Origin of the sequence: Rhizobium sp. SRDI969 (genome assembly GCF_025152725.1) — a bacterium.
GTDB classification, from domain to species: Bacteria; Pseudomonadota; Alphaproteobacteria; order Rhizobiales; family Rhizobiaceae; genus Rhizobium; species Rhizobium leguminosarum_I.
The window spans coordinates 2,832,621-2,846,931 of sequence record NZ_CP104035.1; the positions used below are offsets into that span (position 1 = coordinate 2,832,621).

Here is a 14,311-nt window from a genome sequence, read left to right on the forward strand (position 1 = left end):
TCAACCACCAAGCTTTCCGAGGCTGGCAAGATTGGGAAACCCGAAGAGCGACATATCCGCGGCTTCGGCGGCAGCGTCGGTCCTCAGGCCAGCGCGAAGCTTGGCGGAGCGGGCACGCGGATTGATCTCCGCCTCCGCCTCGCTTGCCGAAACCATCGGCTTGCCGATGACCGCAAAGGTTGCGGCCCGCTCATGTGCGACCGGCAGGTGCCGCGAACCCGACGCCTTGCCGGCGCGGTCGGAGAAGAATTTCTTGACGATGCGGTCTTCGAGCGAATGAAAGGTGACGACGACGAGCCGCCCGCCGGGTTTCAGTGCCGCCTCCGCCGCAAACAGCGCCTGCGCCAACTCGCCGAGCTCGTCATTGACGAAGATGCGCAATGCCTGGAAGACGCGCGTTGCCGGATGGATCTTGTCCTTCATCTTGCGCGGCGTGACGAGCTCGACGAGACCGGCGAGATCGCGTGTCGTTTCGAACGGCTTTTCGGCGCGGCGCTTCTCGATCGCATGGGCGATGCGCGGCGCCTGGCTTTCCTCACCGAGAAAATGGAAGATGCGGATGAGATCGGCGACCTTGGCACGGTTGACGACATCGGCGGCCGAAACGCCTTCGGCCGACATCCGCATGTCGAGCGGACCGTTTTTCTGGAAGGAGAAGCCGCGCTCGGCCTCGTCGATCTGCATGGAAGAGACGCCGATATCGAGCACGACGCCGTCGAGCCCGCGCGGCGGCGCGTAATCGCCAAGATGCGAGAATTGCGAATGAACGAGCCTGAGCCGACCGCCATGGGCAGCGACCATCGCTTGGCCCGCCGCAATTGCCGTCGGATCGCGGTCGAGCGCGATCACGTCGGCGCCGGTCGCCAGGATGGCCGAGCTATAGCCGCCCGCACCAAATGTGCCGTCGAGGATGAGTTTGCGGGGCGCGGGCGCCAGCGCCGCAAGGACTTCGACGAGAAGAACCGGAATGTGGCGAACCGGTCCGCCACCGGCATCAGTTGAACCTCCGCCAGGATTCGCCACCATTCCGTTCCCTCGTTCTTTCAGGAACGCTTGCCCGCCAGCTTGCGCTCCCCTCGTGCTTGCGCCTGTGCAGCCACAAAAGCCTGCGGCTGCCAGAGCTGAAAATGATCCGCCCGACCGACGAAGGTCACTTCGTCCGAGATGCCAGTGAAGCCCCGAATGAAATCCGTGACCATCAGCCGCCCCTCGGCGTCGAGCTTCATGAAGACCCCGCCTCCATGAATGAGAAGCGACATCTCGTTCGCATCCGGCGAAAACGGATCCTCCGCAGCAATCTGCCGTTCGAATCTTTCGAGAAGATCCGGACCGCCGACGCTGATCGCCGGAAACACAAAGTCCTGAAAGCAGTAGAGCTCCTGGACGTTGCGCTGCGCCAGCACGGAACGGAAAGCCGAAGGCACGGAAACCCTGCCCTTGGCGTCGATCCTGTTGGTCGCGTTCGAAAGGAAGCGGCTCATCACACGAAACATCCGTTCCCGCAGGGATCCGGACCAAAAAACGCCCGAAACTCCCGATATCAGGCACAGCTTCGCAAGCCGGATGAGCAAAAACCCTTCCGACGCTTCCGGAGAGGAAGACGCCTTTGCTTTGCGATGAATGGGCAGATGATTGCCCTGGTGCAGTGCGCATTTGGGATAGCATGGGACCATATGGGCGTCAATGGGATACGCCCATTTTGCAACGGACGCATGATCAAAAATTTATAAGCCGTTAAGTTTAACAAAGGGTTAGCAGCTTACCCTACAAATGACACGCATTGGTAAAGCCACAAGCAAAATCCATCCTATGGATGCATAAACATTCGCTTGAAACAGTCGGTTTCAGCGACTTACGCGGAAATCCGGCTGCCGCGCCGTTAAGATGGTAATCGCCAGTTGGCCTGTAAGCCGGGTTCTGTATGGCTCCGGCGTGAACCGGAACGTGGCAGCCATTCCTCTGGGACAGCGTTCGCACGCTGCCTCACGCAACCCACCCGGATGACTGGCCTGGAAACCGGCCGGAAGGCCTTTCGGCCTGCCACGTCATCCCTATTCGGTCTTGCTCCCGGTGGGGTTTACCGTGCCATTTCCGTTGCCGGAGATGCGGTGGGCTCTTACCCCACCCTTTCACCCTTACCTGTCATGACAGGCGGTTTGCTTTCTGTGGCACTTTCCCTGAGGTCGCCCTCGCCGGACGTTATCCGGCACCGTGTTTCCGTGGAGCCCGGACTTTCCTCACCCTACCGCCTTTCGGCATTGGTAAAGCGCGGCTGCCCAGCCAACTGGCACGGCTCCCATAAACGAGAGGGATCGCAATTGCTATCGAAATAAACGATATCGCTCAGAGCAATTCCAGCAACACTGCGCATCGGTTTTGCGTTCGGAATTGCGGAACAACAAAAAAGAGAGCACCCCCGTGGTTCGGAGAAAAACGGAAATGCTCTAGCGAAATTGCGGTGTGAAATCCGTGGAATAGCCCTGTACGCCGATTCCGCCTGACAAAAGCAGCTCGGCCCCAAGCCGGCCGATTTCGTCCGAGCTCTTGGCCGACGTTCCGGCACAGCCCGTGAGCACCGCGATTTCTGGCGATGAGGTGTAGCCAATCATCGGGTAGCCGCTTTCCGTATGCGACACGACGCAGGCCGCCGTCGAAATCGAGAGCGGCACGATATCGGGCACGAGACCTTCAACGATGCGTTTGAGATGCGCGCGCACCGTATCGCGGCCCTCGGTCTTGAACCAGGCGCGCATATCGGCGTTGTCGCTGAGTGCCATATCGTCAGGATCGCCGCCGATCTTCAAGTAGAATTTGCCGTCGGGATACCGGATCGGCGGCAGCAGGTAGATTTCGATGCCGGGCGCCCGGAGAATGAGCGACGGCATCGCGGCCAGGCGCGCAGCATCGGCCTCGCTTACCTCGAAAAGCGTCACGGTCCGGGCATAAACCGTCATGGCAAGGGGCCGCGGCAACAGATTCTCCGCAATGGAAAATCCGCCCGCTGCCAGCAGCACTTTTTCACCGCGGCAGGTCCGGCCGCCTGATGTTTCGACGACAGCCACGCCGCCCTCGCTGCGGATCGAAACGACATAGTCACGAATGACGGTGGCGCCTGCCTTTTCGGCGAGCAGCGACTGCGCCTTGACCAGGCTGCGCGGACTGATGTGGCCCGCCCCCTTCGCCTCGAAGACGCCGGCGCCACCATCAGGAAAGGCGAAAAAGGGAAAAGCGGCCTTCAGGCCGGCCCCATCGAGAAGGCGAGTCTCGACACCGAGCGAGATGGCGGCCTGTCGGGTTCTCTCGAGATAATCGCTCTGCGTCGGCGCGACGACGGCACAGCCGACCTCGCGATAGAAGTCGATGCCGCTGTCGCGAGCGATCTCGCCATAACGGCCGATCGAACGGTTGGCGAGCAGCGCCCAATTGCGGTCGGGATCGATGGTACGGGTGATGCGCCCCTCGTCGTAATGGCTGGCGAAGACGCCCTGATGCGCCTTGCGGTCATCAGGCTCGTCCGGACCGATCACTGCGACACCGTCCACTTGCCGCGCCAGATGCCGCGCCGCCGCTGCCCCCATGAGCCCGCGGCCGACGACGATATATTTGAAATCGACTGCCATGCTTTTCGTCTCTACGACGCCGCCTGTCTTTTCAGACCCGCAAAGGACGCTGCATCATCTTGAATTGCTGCGAAGACCGGCGTCAGTTCGCCGCCGAAATCCTGATCGCCGAGCCGTCCTTCCGCCAGAAGTACCGCTCCCAGCCGCCCGAGTTCGTCGGAGGACTTGGCCGCGACGAAATTGCCCCCAGTCAGCACAGCGACGCGTGGCGACTGCGTAAATCCGGCATAGGGATAACCGGTCGGCGTGAAATTGGCCACGCAGGGCGCCGAAGTCACGCGGCAGCCGGCAAGCTCCGGCATCAGCTGCAAGGCAATACGCGAGAGATGATCGCGCTCGGCAGCACTGCCGTCGGAACGGAACCACGCGCCGGCATCCTCCAACCTCTCGAAGCAAAGCGGCTCGGTGTCGCCACCGAGTTTCAGATAGGTCTTGCCGTCGGGATAACGCACCGGCGGCAGGATATAGATGTGATCCTCTTCCCGGTCACCGAGCACGATCGTCGACGGCATATCGCCGAAAATCGCCATCTCGCGCTCGCCGATTTCGTAGAAAGCGACGGTGCGCGCCATAACCCTGGTATCGACGGGACGCGGCAGCAGGGCATGGAAATTGCCGAAACCGCCGGCGGCGACCAGCACACGTTCGGCGCTGTAACTTCTGCCGCCGGCCGTCACCTCGACATGGGAACCGGCGTCGTGCACGGATGTCGCGGTTGCCTCGATAAGCGAGACACCACCCTGTTCGGCAAGCTTGATCTGCGCCCGCACCAGCGCCCGCGGATTGATGTGGCCGGCGCGCTTACGCTCGAAATATCCGCTGAAATCAGGGTCAAAGGCAAGATAGGGAAAACGTTGGGGAAGCTCCGGCGGTGTGATGGTCTCGATATCGCTGCCGAGCGACCGGCTGACGGCCAGTGCCCGGTTGATATAGTCCTGCTCGTCCGTCGGGGTCGGACCGGCAAAGAGGCAACCGACCTCCGAATGGAAGGAAATGCCGCTCCTTGCCTCGATCTCGCCGTAGCGGTCGAGCGCGCGGGCGGCGAAGGTTCCCCAGGCAAGATTGCCGTCGAAAGTGCGGGTGATGCGCGCTTCGTCGTAGTGGCTGGCGAAGACGCCGTGATGGGCCTTGCGCTGGTCCGGCTCATGCGGGCCGATCAGCGCGATGCCGTCGGCCATCGAGGAGAGATGCCGTGCGGCGGCGGCACCCATCATGCCGCATCCGATGATGATGAACCTGAAATCGACTGCCATATCCCACCTCGTTTCAAGGCGGGATATCACGGCAAGCGTGCTGATTCATATCCGTAAAAATGCCGCAAGGGAATTTCGTCCCGACGCGACTGGCTATGCTCAGTCGAGCATCGCTAGGACCTTGCCGCAATAGGTCTTCGACACCGGGTTCATGCGCGTGGCGGCATGACCGGCATTGTATTTTAGGATGGTGTTGCAGGTCTCGCCACCACCGAGATCATGGGCGGCAGCCAGATATTTCATGCCATACTTGATGTTGGTTTCCGGGTCGAACAAGCCCTTGGCGCTGCCAGAATAGCCCATCATGCGGGCAGTGGCAGGCTTTATCTGCATGAGGCCGATCTCACCGTGGCTGCCGCGCGCATTCGGATTGAAATTGCTTTCGATGCGGATGACCGCGGTCGCAAGCGCAACCGGTACATTATATTGGTTCGCATATTTGCTGATCAGTGCGGAATAGAAATTGCCGGAAACATCGGCGACGGGATAGCCGCTCTGGCGCTCGACCGTCTTCAGCGGGCGTTCCGCCGTCTTGAGCGGACGCTTCGCGGGCTTGACCGAACGCTCCGCTTTTTTCAACGGACGCTCTGTCTTCTTCGAAGGACGCTCGACTTTCTTCACCGGCGCATCGGCTCGCACACCCCAACCATTCGCAAAGGCAAAGCTATTTCCCGCCAGCACCATGCCAACGCATGTTGCAGCAACAACAATCAGTTTTCTCATGTAGTCTTGAACACTCCGACCCAAAGAATTTCCGGACGGCGCGCCTCGCTGTCATAATGAATACCAGATCAAGGATGGATCTGGATTCGCGGTAATTCTTATCGTTTCATATAGCGCCCGTGGTTTAACTTGAAAACAACCCCCGGCACCGCTTAGCGGCGTTCTTAGACCATCGTAATGCGGAGATAATAGGGAAATGATGTGGCGAGGCGGTTTTCTCGCCGGTCGCCAAAAAACCGTCCTGATATCCGGCTCTTCCGGTCAGGAATAATGCGGCAACGCCGACAGCAACCGGTGCAGCGTGTCGATCGTCGAGAAATCGGCAATGCCATCCACCCGTTCGGGCCGGAAATGGCGCTGGAAAGCTTCCACGTCGCCTGCCGTTTTTTCGGAGAATTCACCCGTGATTTCAGTGCTGTAACCATAAAGAGACAGCATCGATTGCAGCGCTTCCACAGGTTGGCCGGTATCGCCGCGCTGGAAGAAGCGCCCACCGGTGATCGTTGCCGGCTCGACCCAGTGGCCGATGCCTGCCCGGTGGAGCTCGGCCCAGGGGAATTTCTCACCCGGATCGACCTTGCGGATCGGGGCGACATCGGAATGCCCGAGCACCCGTTCCGGCACGATCGACCAACGTTTGACACAGTCGCGACACAATTCGATCACCGCGGCGATCTGCTCTTTCGGATAATCAGGGAGCCCGCCGGGATGGCCGGCATTGGCGATCTCGATGCCGATCGACAGCGAATTGATATCGGTCTCGCCGTGCCAACTGCTTTTTCCCGCATGCCAGGCACGTTGCATTTCCGGCACGAGCTGCACCACCTCGCCGTTCTCATGCACGAAATAATGGCTGGAAACCTGGCTCTCGGCGCGACAGAGCCAGTCGAGCGCACCATCTGCCGTCGGCATGCCGGTATAGTGCAGCAGGATCATGTCGGGACGGCGCCCATCCGCCCGTTCGCCATGGTTCGGCGAAGGCTGCACGCGGGCGCTTCTGCAGTCGGCCTCGAAAGAGGTCATGCGGCGCGGCGTTCCTTCTCGATCGCCTCATAGGCCGCGTTCAGCGCCGCCATGCGCTCATTGGCGATCACATGGAATTCCTTCGGCACGCCACGCGAGATCAGCCGATCGGGATGATGTTCGCTGACGAGGCCGTAGTAACGGCGGCGGATGGACGGGAAATCATCCGAAGGCGAGACGCCGAGCACCTTGTAGGGATCGCCGCCGGACGAGACGTGGCGGGCGGCAATCTGCTCGAAGCGGGTCTCGCTCATCTGGAAGATCTCACCGATATGGCGCAGAAAATTCAGTTCCTTCTCGTGGATCAGCCCGTCGGCCTTGGCGATGTGGAAGAGGCCGTCGAGCACGTCTTCCAGCACCGTGCAATTGGCCGCACAGGTGACGCACAGCGTGGAGAGTCGTTCGGCATAGGCTTCGTAGCCGGCAACGTCTTGGCGCGCGAGGTTATAAAGCCTGGCGACGTTCTTTGCCTGATCCTGCGGGAATTCGAAGATTTCGCGAAAGGCTTCGACCTCCTTCTCGCTGACGATGCCGTCGGCCTTGGCCATCTTGGCCGACAGCGCGATGATCGCCACGGAGAAAGCCACCTTACGCCGGGTCTCGGGATCGCCTTCGAAAACCGTGCGGATAGCCTCGACCACCGCAGACAGCGCATTGCCTGCAGTATTGCCAATGGCATTCAACAGTTTTTCCCAGAAGGACATCGAAAATCTCACACACTTGTCAACTTATAGGCAAACAGCTTGACCAAAGAATCGCAGCCTTTGCAAGGCGACTATTGGTCGTAGGGCCGAACACAGTTTTCACGATTTGGTAATTGTCGCACCGCAGCAAACGTTTCATCGCGCCCGCTTCATCTCGTATCAGGCGACTGACCGGCAGTCGCCGGATCGCCCGGCACGTGGGCTCCGGTGCGCGCGACGGAAATTTCCACAACAGTTCTCGGCGAGCAGATCGGGCTTGAAACGATTATATCGCACTTCCAGTCGCCTTTGCAGTCCAACGCGGCAGAAAGGCGCGTTTTTCGTAAATTCTTTACTTTACAGGCCCCTTTCCCTGCCGCATCCATGCGCTAGGTAACGCCGCCGCACCGAAACGCCATAGGAGGGAATCATGGCCAAGCAGAAAGTCGCAATGCTGACCGCCGGAGGCCTGGCGCCCTGTCTCTCTTCCGCTGTCGGTGGCCTCATCGAACGCTACAGCGACGTCGCGCCCGATCTCGATATTGTCGCTTACAAGTCGGGCTACCAGGGTGTGCTCATCGGCGACAGCCTCGAGATCACCCGCGAGATGCGCGAAAAAGCGCCGCTGCTGCACCGCTACGGCGGCTCGCCGATCGGCAATAGCCGCGTCAAGCTCACCAATGCCGCCGACTGCGTCAAGCGCGGCCTGGTCAAGGAAGGCGAGAACCCGCTGCGGGTCGCCGCCGAACGCCTTGCCAATGACGGCATCACCATTCTCCACACGATCGGCGGCGACGACACGAACACCACGGCCGCCGACCTTGCGGCCTACCTCGCCGCCAACGGCTACGATCTGACCGTCGTCGGCCTGCCGAAGACTGTCGACAATGACGTCGTACCGATCCGCCGGTCGCTCGGCGCCTGGACGGCCGCCGAAGTTGGCGCGCATTTCTTCGACAATGTCGGCAACGAGCAGACGGCCGCGCCGCGCACTCTCGTCATCCACGAGGTGATGGGCCGCCATTCTGGCTGGCTGACGGCCGCCACCGCTCGCGCCTATCTCCAGCGCACCAGCGGCAACCAGTATGTCGATGGCCTGATGATGAACGCACATCTGAAGAGCATCGACGCCGTCTACCTTCCTGAGATGGCCTTCGACCTCGACGCTGAGGCCGCCCGTCTGAAGGAGAGCATGGACCGCAACGGCCACGCTACCGTCTTCGTCTCGGAAGGCGCCTGCCTCGACGCCATCGTCGCCGAGCGCGAAGCCGCCGGCGAGACCGTCAAGCGCGACGCCTTTGGCCATGTGAAGATCGACACGATCAATGTCGGCGCCTGGTTCCAGAAGCAGTTCGCCAATCTCTTGAACGCCGAGCGTTCCCTCGTGCAGAAATCGGGCTATTTCGCTCGCTCCGCGCCTGCCAACGGCGACGACCTCAGGCTGATCCAGAGCATGGTCGATCTCGCCGTCGAAAGCGCTCTCAATAAAATCTCCGGCGTCACCGGCCACGACGAAGGCCAGAACGGTAAATTGCGCACTATAGAATTCCCGCGCATCAAGGGCGGCAAGACTTTTGATCTTTCGACGGGATGGTTTGCCGAAGTCATGGACAATATAGGCCAGAAATACAAAGAAGCGTGATTGACGGATGGTTAATATGATGTCTTTGCTTATTCCCGAGGAATAGGAGGAGACACCATGTCACTTGAAGCTTGGCTCGCTTTTGCGGCTGCATCCGCCATCATGCTGGCCATACCGGGACCGACGATACTGCTCGTCGTTTCCTATGCGCTCGGTCATGGACGCAGGACGGCGTTTGCGACGGTGAGCGGCGTGGCGCTTGGTGACTTCACGGCGATGACGGCTTCTCTCTTCGGTCTCGGCGCCGTTCTGGCCGCCTCCGCGCCCCTCTTCACCGTCTTGAAGTGGATCGGCGGCGCCTACCTGATCTGGCTGGGAATCAAGCTCTGGCGGGCTCCCATCATCGGCGAACCGGTTGCCGACAACGACAATCTGCCGGAGGAGAAGTCGCTCAAGATCTTCTTCCACGCCTATGTCGTCACCGCCCTCAATCCGAAGAGCATCATCTTCTTCGTCGCCTTCGTGCCGCAGTTCCTCAATCCGGCCCTGCCCTTTGTCGGGCAGATGGCGATCATGGAAGCGACCTTCCTTGTACTGGCGATCCTCAACGCCTCCACCTACGCTTTTCTCGCCCATACCGCGCGCGGATTGATTCGCAAGGCGAGCATCCAGCGCGCCGTAAACCGCACCGGAGGCACTCTGCTGATCGCTGCAGGTGCCGTAACGGCCGGATATCGCCGTATTGCAGCCTAGAAATATTCCGTGGTTGCCGGAATGTCACGAATAGGTTAATGGGGTCACCAGGGCTTAAGGTTTTTGGTAACTTTTATACGCTGCCGGGGCGGCGCGATTTCACGAAAGTGGCGGAATGGTAGCGATCGGATTATGCGGCCTGAAACGCAGTCTTGTCGTTTCCACGATACTCTGCGGCATGATGACGGGATGTGCGAGCGTCGAATACACGTCCCAGACCGAACTGACCGCTGTCCAGACCGTCGTGCCGATGCCGAAACCCGGCGAAGATGCAACACTCGCCGCGATCCCGACAGCCGAAGGTGCAGCCGTGGCCGACGCCACCATTCCCCAGGCATCACCCTCCTCCCTGACCGCAACGGCGATGCCGGCCGTGACAGCTTCTCAGCCTGGCGATCTTACAATGCCGCCGGCAGCCTATGCGCAGATCCCGCTGACGCCCGAGATGACGGCGATCCAGTCCGTCGTGCCGACGCCGCGTCCGGGAACGCCGGCACAGCCGACGACGCAGCTTGCCTTTGCCGCCACACCGCAGAACAGCGCGCTTGCAGCACTGGCCGCAGTCGACACCACGCCGCGCGCCAGCATGGACTACGGTTTCGACGAATCCGGGCCGATCGATCCGCCGACGGCGCCACCGATGTTCAGCGATGACGACAAAGACGATGCGCCGACGGTCGAGAAGAGCTTCGTCACCAAGCTCATTGCCAAATATTCGAAGCTCTACGAAATTCCCGAGACGCTGCTCCACCGCATCGTCCATCGCGAGAGCCGCTATAATCCGAAGGCCTACAACAAGCGCGGCTATTTCGGCCTCATGCAGATCAAGTACAACACCGCCAAGTCCATGGGTTATGACGGTGCCCCGGGTGGCCTCTTTGATGCCGAGACCAACATCAAATATGCCGCGAAATATCTGCGCGGCGCCTGGCTCGTCTCCGACAATAAGGAAGACGATGCCGTCCGCCTGTATGCGCGCGGCTATTATTACGACGCCAAGCGCAAGGGCATGACCGACATCGCCCAAGGAAATTATTGAAATCTGGAGATAACGGCTGAAGCCCTTGCCTATGGCAGTGGCTGAGCTTGTCGTTGCGATCCGGCCTGCTGCTGCGGCGCCCCCGATTGCGGCAGGGCCGCCAGGATCGCCTTCAGCAGCACCTGCGGCTGATAGTTGAGCCGGCTCGGCGTCAGGCCAAGTCTGACGACCACCAGATTGGCGGAGGGGACGATCGCCATGCTCTGCCCGTCATGTCCCGTCAGCCAGAACGTATCCTCCGGCAGCCCGGCCTCAGCGCTCGAGTTGTCGCCGGGGCCAGCCAGCCAGGCCTGACCTTGCGTATACCGCCCGTTCGAAGCCGCCGTCGGAGTGCGCATGGCGCCGACGAAACCCTCCGGCAACAGCCGCTGGCCATTCCAGACGCCGTCCTGGAGCAGGAACTGCCCGAAGCGCGCCCAGTCATGCGCCGTCGCATAGAGATAGGAGCTTCCGGCAAAGGTGCCGCGCGCATCGAGCTCGAACACGGCGCTCGTCATGCCGAGCGGCGAAAACAACGCATCGTGCGGATAAGAAAAGGCCGCCTGAGTATTGCCGACCCTGTCCATCCAGATGCGCGACAGCAGCACGGCCGTGCCACTCGAATAGCGGAAGCGTTGACCGGGTGCGGCCTCCATCGGCGCATTGGCCGGCAGCGATACCATGTCGGGATTGAGGTAGAGCATGCGCGTCACATCGGCGACGTCGCCATAGTCCTCATTGAAGGCAAGGCCGCTCTCCATGCCAAGCAGGTCGGAAACCTTGATCCTGGCGCGCGCATCGTTCTTCCACTGCGCCAGCAGCTTATCATCGTCGAAGGAGATCTTGCCCCCGAGCATCAGCCGGCCGAGGATCGTCGCATTCACCGTCTTCGTCATCGACCAGCCGATCAGCGGCGTCTTCGCCGAGAAGCCGGGGCCATAGGCCTCAGTGACGATGCGGCCATCGCGCACCACCACGATCGCCCGCATTGCCGGGCCGGCAACTCCGGTATCGGCAAGCAGCGCGGCGATCTTTCCGTCCTGCCGATCGCCGGTGCCCTCACCCTCCGGCCATAATGCATCGTTCGCCTGCACCTTGGCCGGCGGATCGAAGGGCACCGCATTCGCCGCCGCCTCGAAATTGCCGTCCGGCACGCTCGTGCAGCCGAAAGCGCCGCGATAGAGCGCATAACTCGGCGCAAACAGCCCCATGAAGCGCGCCGTCACACGGTCGTTGTCGCGGTCGACGCTGACGCGCACCAGCCGCAGCAACGGATTTCCGGGCGCCTGGACATCGTCATGGAGCACATCCTCAGCCTCTCGGCCAGCAATGAAGACGTTGGAACAGACGATCTTGGCGGCATAACCGTCGCCGACGCGCAGCAATTCCGGCGGCCGGATGAAGAGCCAGGCGGCAGCAGCGATGACGACGAGAACGAGAAGGAGAGCGAGCGCCTTCAGGATACGCAGGACAAATCGCATGGCATTCCTCCCTGCCGGGAGAGAAGCAGGAATCGCACGCGCCGGAAAGGGGCCGGAACGAAGAAGGCTCGTCATTGCGATCACTTTCCCAGGAGTGCGGGCAATCGATTTTCGCGAGAGCAAACGATCGCTCTCCCAAGGAGGTCGAAGTCTCCGAAGAACGGTGCCCCACAGCCCGCGTCATCAAACTGTAGCAGAGGCGCGTTACACGCCCTGAACGCTAAAAAGGTGACAGACTCATGTCAGAATTTGCACCGGATGCCGGCTTCCGCAAGAACCGGAAACTCAAGGACGCCCTTCTCCGCCACAAGGCTTTTTCGAAGGATGGCTTTTCCGAGCGTCTCTTCGGCCTTCTCTTTTCCGGCCTCGTCTATCCGCAGATCTGGGAGGATCCGGATCTCGACATGCAGGCGATGGAGCTGAAGCCCAATCATCGCATCGTCACCATCGGTTCTGGCGGCTGCAACATGCTCGCCTATCTCTCCGAGGCGCCGGCCTCAATCGACGTCGTCGATCTCAACCCGCATCACATCGCCCTGAACCGCCTGAAGCTTGCCGCCTTCAAACACCTTCCCGGCCATGCCGATCTCGTCCGCTTCCTGGCGATGCCGAACGAGAAGTCGAACAGCCGCGCCTACGACCAGCATCTCGCCGCCCGCCTCGATGAGGCGACCCGCAGCTACTGGAACGGCCGCAAATTCGGCCGCCGCCGTGTCACCGTCTTCGACCGCAACATCTACGAAACCGGTCTGCTCGGCCGCTTCATCGGCGCGGCCCATCTTCTTGCCCGCCTGCATGGCGTCAAGCTGCGCGAGATGACCAAGACCCGCTCGATCCGCGAGCAGCGCCAGTTCTTCGACGAGCAGATCGCGCCGCTCTTCGAAAAGCCGGTCGTGCGCTGGATCACCGGTCGCAAGAGCTCGCTCTTCGGCCTCGGCATTCCGCCGCAGCAATATGACGAGCTCGCAAGCCTTGCGGCCGATCATTCGATCGCGCCGGTTTTGAAGCACCGCCTGGAAAAGCTCGCCTGTCATTTCCCGATGAGCGACAACTATTTCGCCTGGCAGGCCTTCGGCCGCCGCTACGGCACCGAAGCGGAAGGCCCGCTGCCGACCTATCTGAAGTCGGAGCACTATGAGGTGATCCGTGCCAACGTCGACCGCGTCAACGTCCACCACGCAAGCTTTACCGAGCTTCTCGCTCGCGAGCCGGCCGCCTCGCGCGACCGCTACATCCTGCTCGACGCACAGGACTGGATGACCGACGAGCAACTGAACGACGTCTGGATTGAAATCACCCGCACGGCGCGCGAAGGCGCCCGCGTGATCTTCCGCACCGCCGCAGAAAAAAGCATTATCGAAGGCCGCCTGGCGCCTGTGATCCGCGACCAGTGGGATTACTTCGAGGAGAAGTCGCGTGAACTGACCGCGCTCGATCGTTCGGCAATCTACGGCGGCTTCCACATTTACGGGAAGAAGGCGTGAGCAAGGTCGGCACTGAGGCGGCGGGAAAGAGCAATGAACATGCCAGCCTGATGGATGGCATGTACCGCTACCAGCGGCATATCTACGACCTGACCCGCAAATATTACCTTCTCGGCCGCGACAGCACGATCCGCCATCTCGACGTGCCCGAAGGCGGCACTCTGCTTGAAGTCGGCTGCGGCACCGGGCGCAACATGGCCTTCGCCCACAGGCATTTCCCGACCGCCAAACTGTTCGGCCTCGACATTTCACAGGAAATGCTGATTTCGGCGCGCAGGACCTTCGCCACCAAGGCGACGATCCCGGAATTCCGCATCGCCGATGCCACGGCGTTCACACCGCGCGAATTCGGCGTCAGCGGCTTCGACCGCATCCTCATTTCCTATGCCTTGTCGATGATCCCGGACTGGGAGCGCGCCGTCGATGCATCGATCGCCGCGCTCAATCCCGGCGGCCAGCTGCACATCGTCGATTTCGGCCAGCAAGAAGGTTTGCCGGGCTGGTTCCGGCGCATGCTGCAGTCCTGGCTTGCGAAATTCCACGTCACCCCGCGCGCCGATCTGCGTGAGGTTCTGGAAGCGCAAGCCCATGAAAACAACGCGATATTGTTGTTCGATACCGTCGGCGGCGGTTATGCCTGGCGGGCTGCCATTATCAGCAAGCGCTTATAATTCGCTTGAAACTAACCGAT

The 14,311-nt window shown here is 61.0% G+C and carries 13 protein-coding genes and 1 other RNA gene; 5 read left to right on the forward strand and 9 right to left on the reverse strand.

The window, feature by feature from the left end:
* The 8 genes from rsmH to N2A41_RS14310 all read right to left on the reverse strand — a co-directional run bounded on the left by rsmH (position 1) and on the right by N2A41_RS14310 (position 7,323).
* Complete coding sequence (rsmH, locus tag N2A41_RS14275) at positions 1-1,026, reverse strand: 16S rRNA (cytosine(1402)-N(4))-methyltransferase RsmH (RefSeq protein ID WP_222279954.1); 1,026 nt, start codon at positions 1,024-1,026, stop codon at positions 1-3.
* A 17-nt stretch (positions 1,027-1,043) separates the two neighbouring features.
* Positions 1,044-1,481 (reverse strand): division/cell wall cluster transcriptional repressor MraZ, encoded by a 438-nt coding sequence (mraZ, locus tag N2A41_RS14280; protein WP_024320776.1) that lies wholly within the window; start codon positions 1,479-1,481, stop codon positions 1,044-1,046.
* Positions 1,482-1,890: 409 nt separating this feature from the next.
* Positions 1,891-2,288, reverse strand: an RNA gene (gene rnpB / locus N2A41_RS14285) — RNase P RNA component class A.
* Between the two features lie 156 nt (positions 2,289-2,444).
* Positions 2,445-3,620: an NAD(P)/FAD-dependent oxidoreductase gene (locus N2A41_RS14290; RefSeq protein ID WP_222279953.1), complete on the reverse strand. Its 1,176-nt coding sequence runs from the start codon at positions 3,618-3,620 to the stop codon at positions 2,445-2,447.
* An 11-nt stretch (positions 3,621-3,631) separates the two neighbouring features.
* Positions 3,632-4,873, reverse strand: a complete 1,242-nt coding sequence (locus N2A41_RS14295) for an NAD(P)/FAD-dependent oxidoreductase (protein WP_222279952.1) — start codon at positions 4,871-4,873, stop codon at positions 3,632-3,634.
* Positions 4,874-4,972: 99 nt separating this feature from the next.
* Positions 4,973-5,596, reverse strand: coding sequence for a lytic transglycosylase domain-containing protein (locus N2A41_RS14300; RefSeq protein WP_222279951.1), 624 nt, complete (start codon positions 5,594-5,596; stop codon positions 4,973-4,975).
* Between the two features lie 261 nt (positions 5,597-5,857).
* The gene (locus N2A41_RS14305) at positions 5,858-6,619 is read right to left on the reverse strand and encodes an N-acetylmuramoyl-L-alanine amidase (RefSeq protein ID WP_162115953.1); all 762 of its coding nucleotides are present in this window, start codon (positions 6,617-6,619) and stop codon (positions 5,858-5,860) included.
* Complete coding sequence (locus tag N2A41_RS14310; protein WP_222279949.1) at positions 6,616-7,323, reverse strand: J domain-containing protein; 708 nt, start codon at positions 7,321-7,323, stop codon at positions 6,616-6,618. Before N2A41_RS14310 ends, N2A41_RS14305 begins: the two co-directional genes overlap by 4 nt.
* Positions 7,324-7,732: 409 nt before the next feature.
* Between N2A41_RS14310 and N2A41_RS14315 the strand changes: the two genes are divergently transcribed.
* The 3 genes from N2A41_RS14315 (at position 7,733) to N2A41_RS14325 (ending at position 10,676) form a co-directional block, all read left to right on the forward strand.
* Complete coding sequence (locus N2A41_RS14315) at positions 7,733-8,944, forward strand: pyrophosphate--fructose-6-phosphate 1-phosphotransferase (protein WP_222279948.1); 1,212 nt, start codon at positions 7,733-7,735, stop codon at positions 8,942-8,944.
* Between the two features lie 57 nt (positions 8,945-9,001).
* Complete coding sequence (locus N2A41_RS14320; protein WP_260109075.1) at positions 9,002-9,637, forward strand: LysE family translocator; 636 nt, start codon at positions 9,002-9,004, stop codon at positions 9,635-9,637.
* Positions 9,638-9,752: 115 nt separating this feature from the next.
* Positions 9,753-10,676, forward strand: coding sequence for a lytic transglycosylase domain-containing protein (locus N2A41_RS14325; protein ID WP_222279947.1), 924 nt, complete (start codon positions 9,753-9,755; stop codon positions 10,674-10,676).
* Positions 10,677-10,705: 29 nt separating this feature from the next.
* Here the strand turns inward: N2A41_RS14325 and N2A41_RS14330 are convergent, their stop codons facing one another.
* On the reverse strand, positions 10,706-12,136 hold the full coding sequence (locus N2A41_RS14330; protein ID WP_222279946.1) for a serine hydrolase domain-containing protein: 1,431 nt from the start codon (positions 12,134-12,136) through the stop codon (positions 10,706-10,708).
* A gap of 239 nt (positions 12,137-12,375) precedes the next feature.
* Here N2A41_RS14330 and N2A41_RS14335 point away from each other — a divergent pair, with 239 nt between their 5' ends.
* Both N2A41_RS14335 and N2A41_RS14340 read left to right on the forward strand, forming a co-directional pair.
* Complete coding sequence (locus N2A41_RS14335; protein ID WP_222386306.1) at positions 12,376-13,620, forward strand: DUF3419 family protein; 1,245 nt, start codon at positions 12,376-12,378, stop codon at positions 13,618-13,620.
* Positions 13,617-14,291 (forward strand): class I SAM-dependent methyltransferase, encoded by a 675-nt coding sequence (locus N2A41_RS14340; RefSeq protein ID WP_222279944.1) that lies wholly within the window; start codon positions 13,617-13,619, stop codon positions 14,289-14,291. The genes N2A41_RS14335 and N2A41_RS14340 overlap by 4 nt, the downstream gene beginning before the upstream one ends.
* Positions 14,292-14,311 lie beyond the last annotated feature (20 nt).

What these genes read in the sequence shown, in the direction of transcription:
- rsmH (WP_222279954.1), bottom strand. Translation starts at nt 1,026, where the DNA reads ATGGTGGCGAATCCTGGCGGAGGTTCAACTGATGCCGGTGGCGGACCG.
- mraZ (WP_024320776.1), bottom strand. Translation starts at nt 1,481, where the DNA reads ATGAGCCGCTTCCTTTCGAACGCGACCAACAGGATCGACGCCAAGGGC.
- N2A41_RS14290 (WP_222279953.1), bottom strand. Translation starts at nt 3,620, where the DNA reads ATGGCAGTCGATTTCAAATATATCGTCGTCGGCCGCGGGCTCATGGGG.
- N2A41_RS14295 (WP_222279952.1), bottom strand. Translation starts at nt 4,873, where the DNA reads ATGGCAGTCGATTTCAGGTTCATCATCATCGGATGCGGCATGATGGGT.
- N2A41_RS14300 (WP_222279951.1), bottom strand. Translation starts at nt 5,596, where the DNA reads ATGAGAAAACTGATTGTTGTTGCTGCAACATGCGTTGGCATGGTGCTG.
- N2A41_RS14305 (WP_162115953.1), bottom strand. Translation starts at nt 6,619, where the DNA reads ATGACCTCTTTCGAGGCCGACTGCAGAAGCGCCCGCGTGCAGCCTTCG.
- N2A41_RS14310 (WP_222279949.1), bottom strand. Translation starts at nt 7,323, where the DNA reads ATGTCCTTCTGGGAAAAACTGTTGAATGCCATTGGCAATACTGCAGGC.
- N2A41_RS14315 (WP_222279948.1), top strand. Translation starts at nt 7,733, where the DNA reads ATGGCCAAGCAGAAAGTCGCAATGCTGACCGCCGGAGGCCTGGCGCCC.
- N2A41_RS14320 (WP_260109075.1), top strand. Translation starts at nt 9,002, where the DNA reads ATGTCACTTGAAGCTTGGCTCGCTTTTGCGGCTGCATCCGCCATCATG.
- N2A41_RS14325 (WP_222279947.1), top strand. Translation starts at nt 9,753, where the DNA reads ATGGTAGCGATCGGATTATGCGGCCTGAAACGCAGTCTTGTCGTTTCC.
- N2A41_RS14330 (WP_222279946.1), bottom strand. Translation starts at nt 12,136, where the DNA reads ATGCGATTTGTCCTGCGTATCCTGAAGGCGCTCGCTCTCCTTCTCGTT.
- N2A41_RS14335 (WP_222386306.1), top strand. Translation starts at nt 12,376, where the DNA reads ATGTCAGAATTTGCACCGGATGCCGGCTTCCGCAAGAACCGGAAACTC.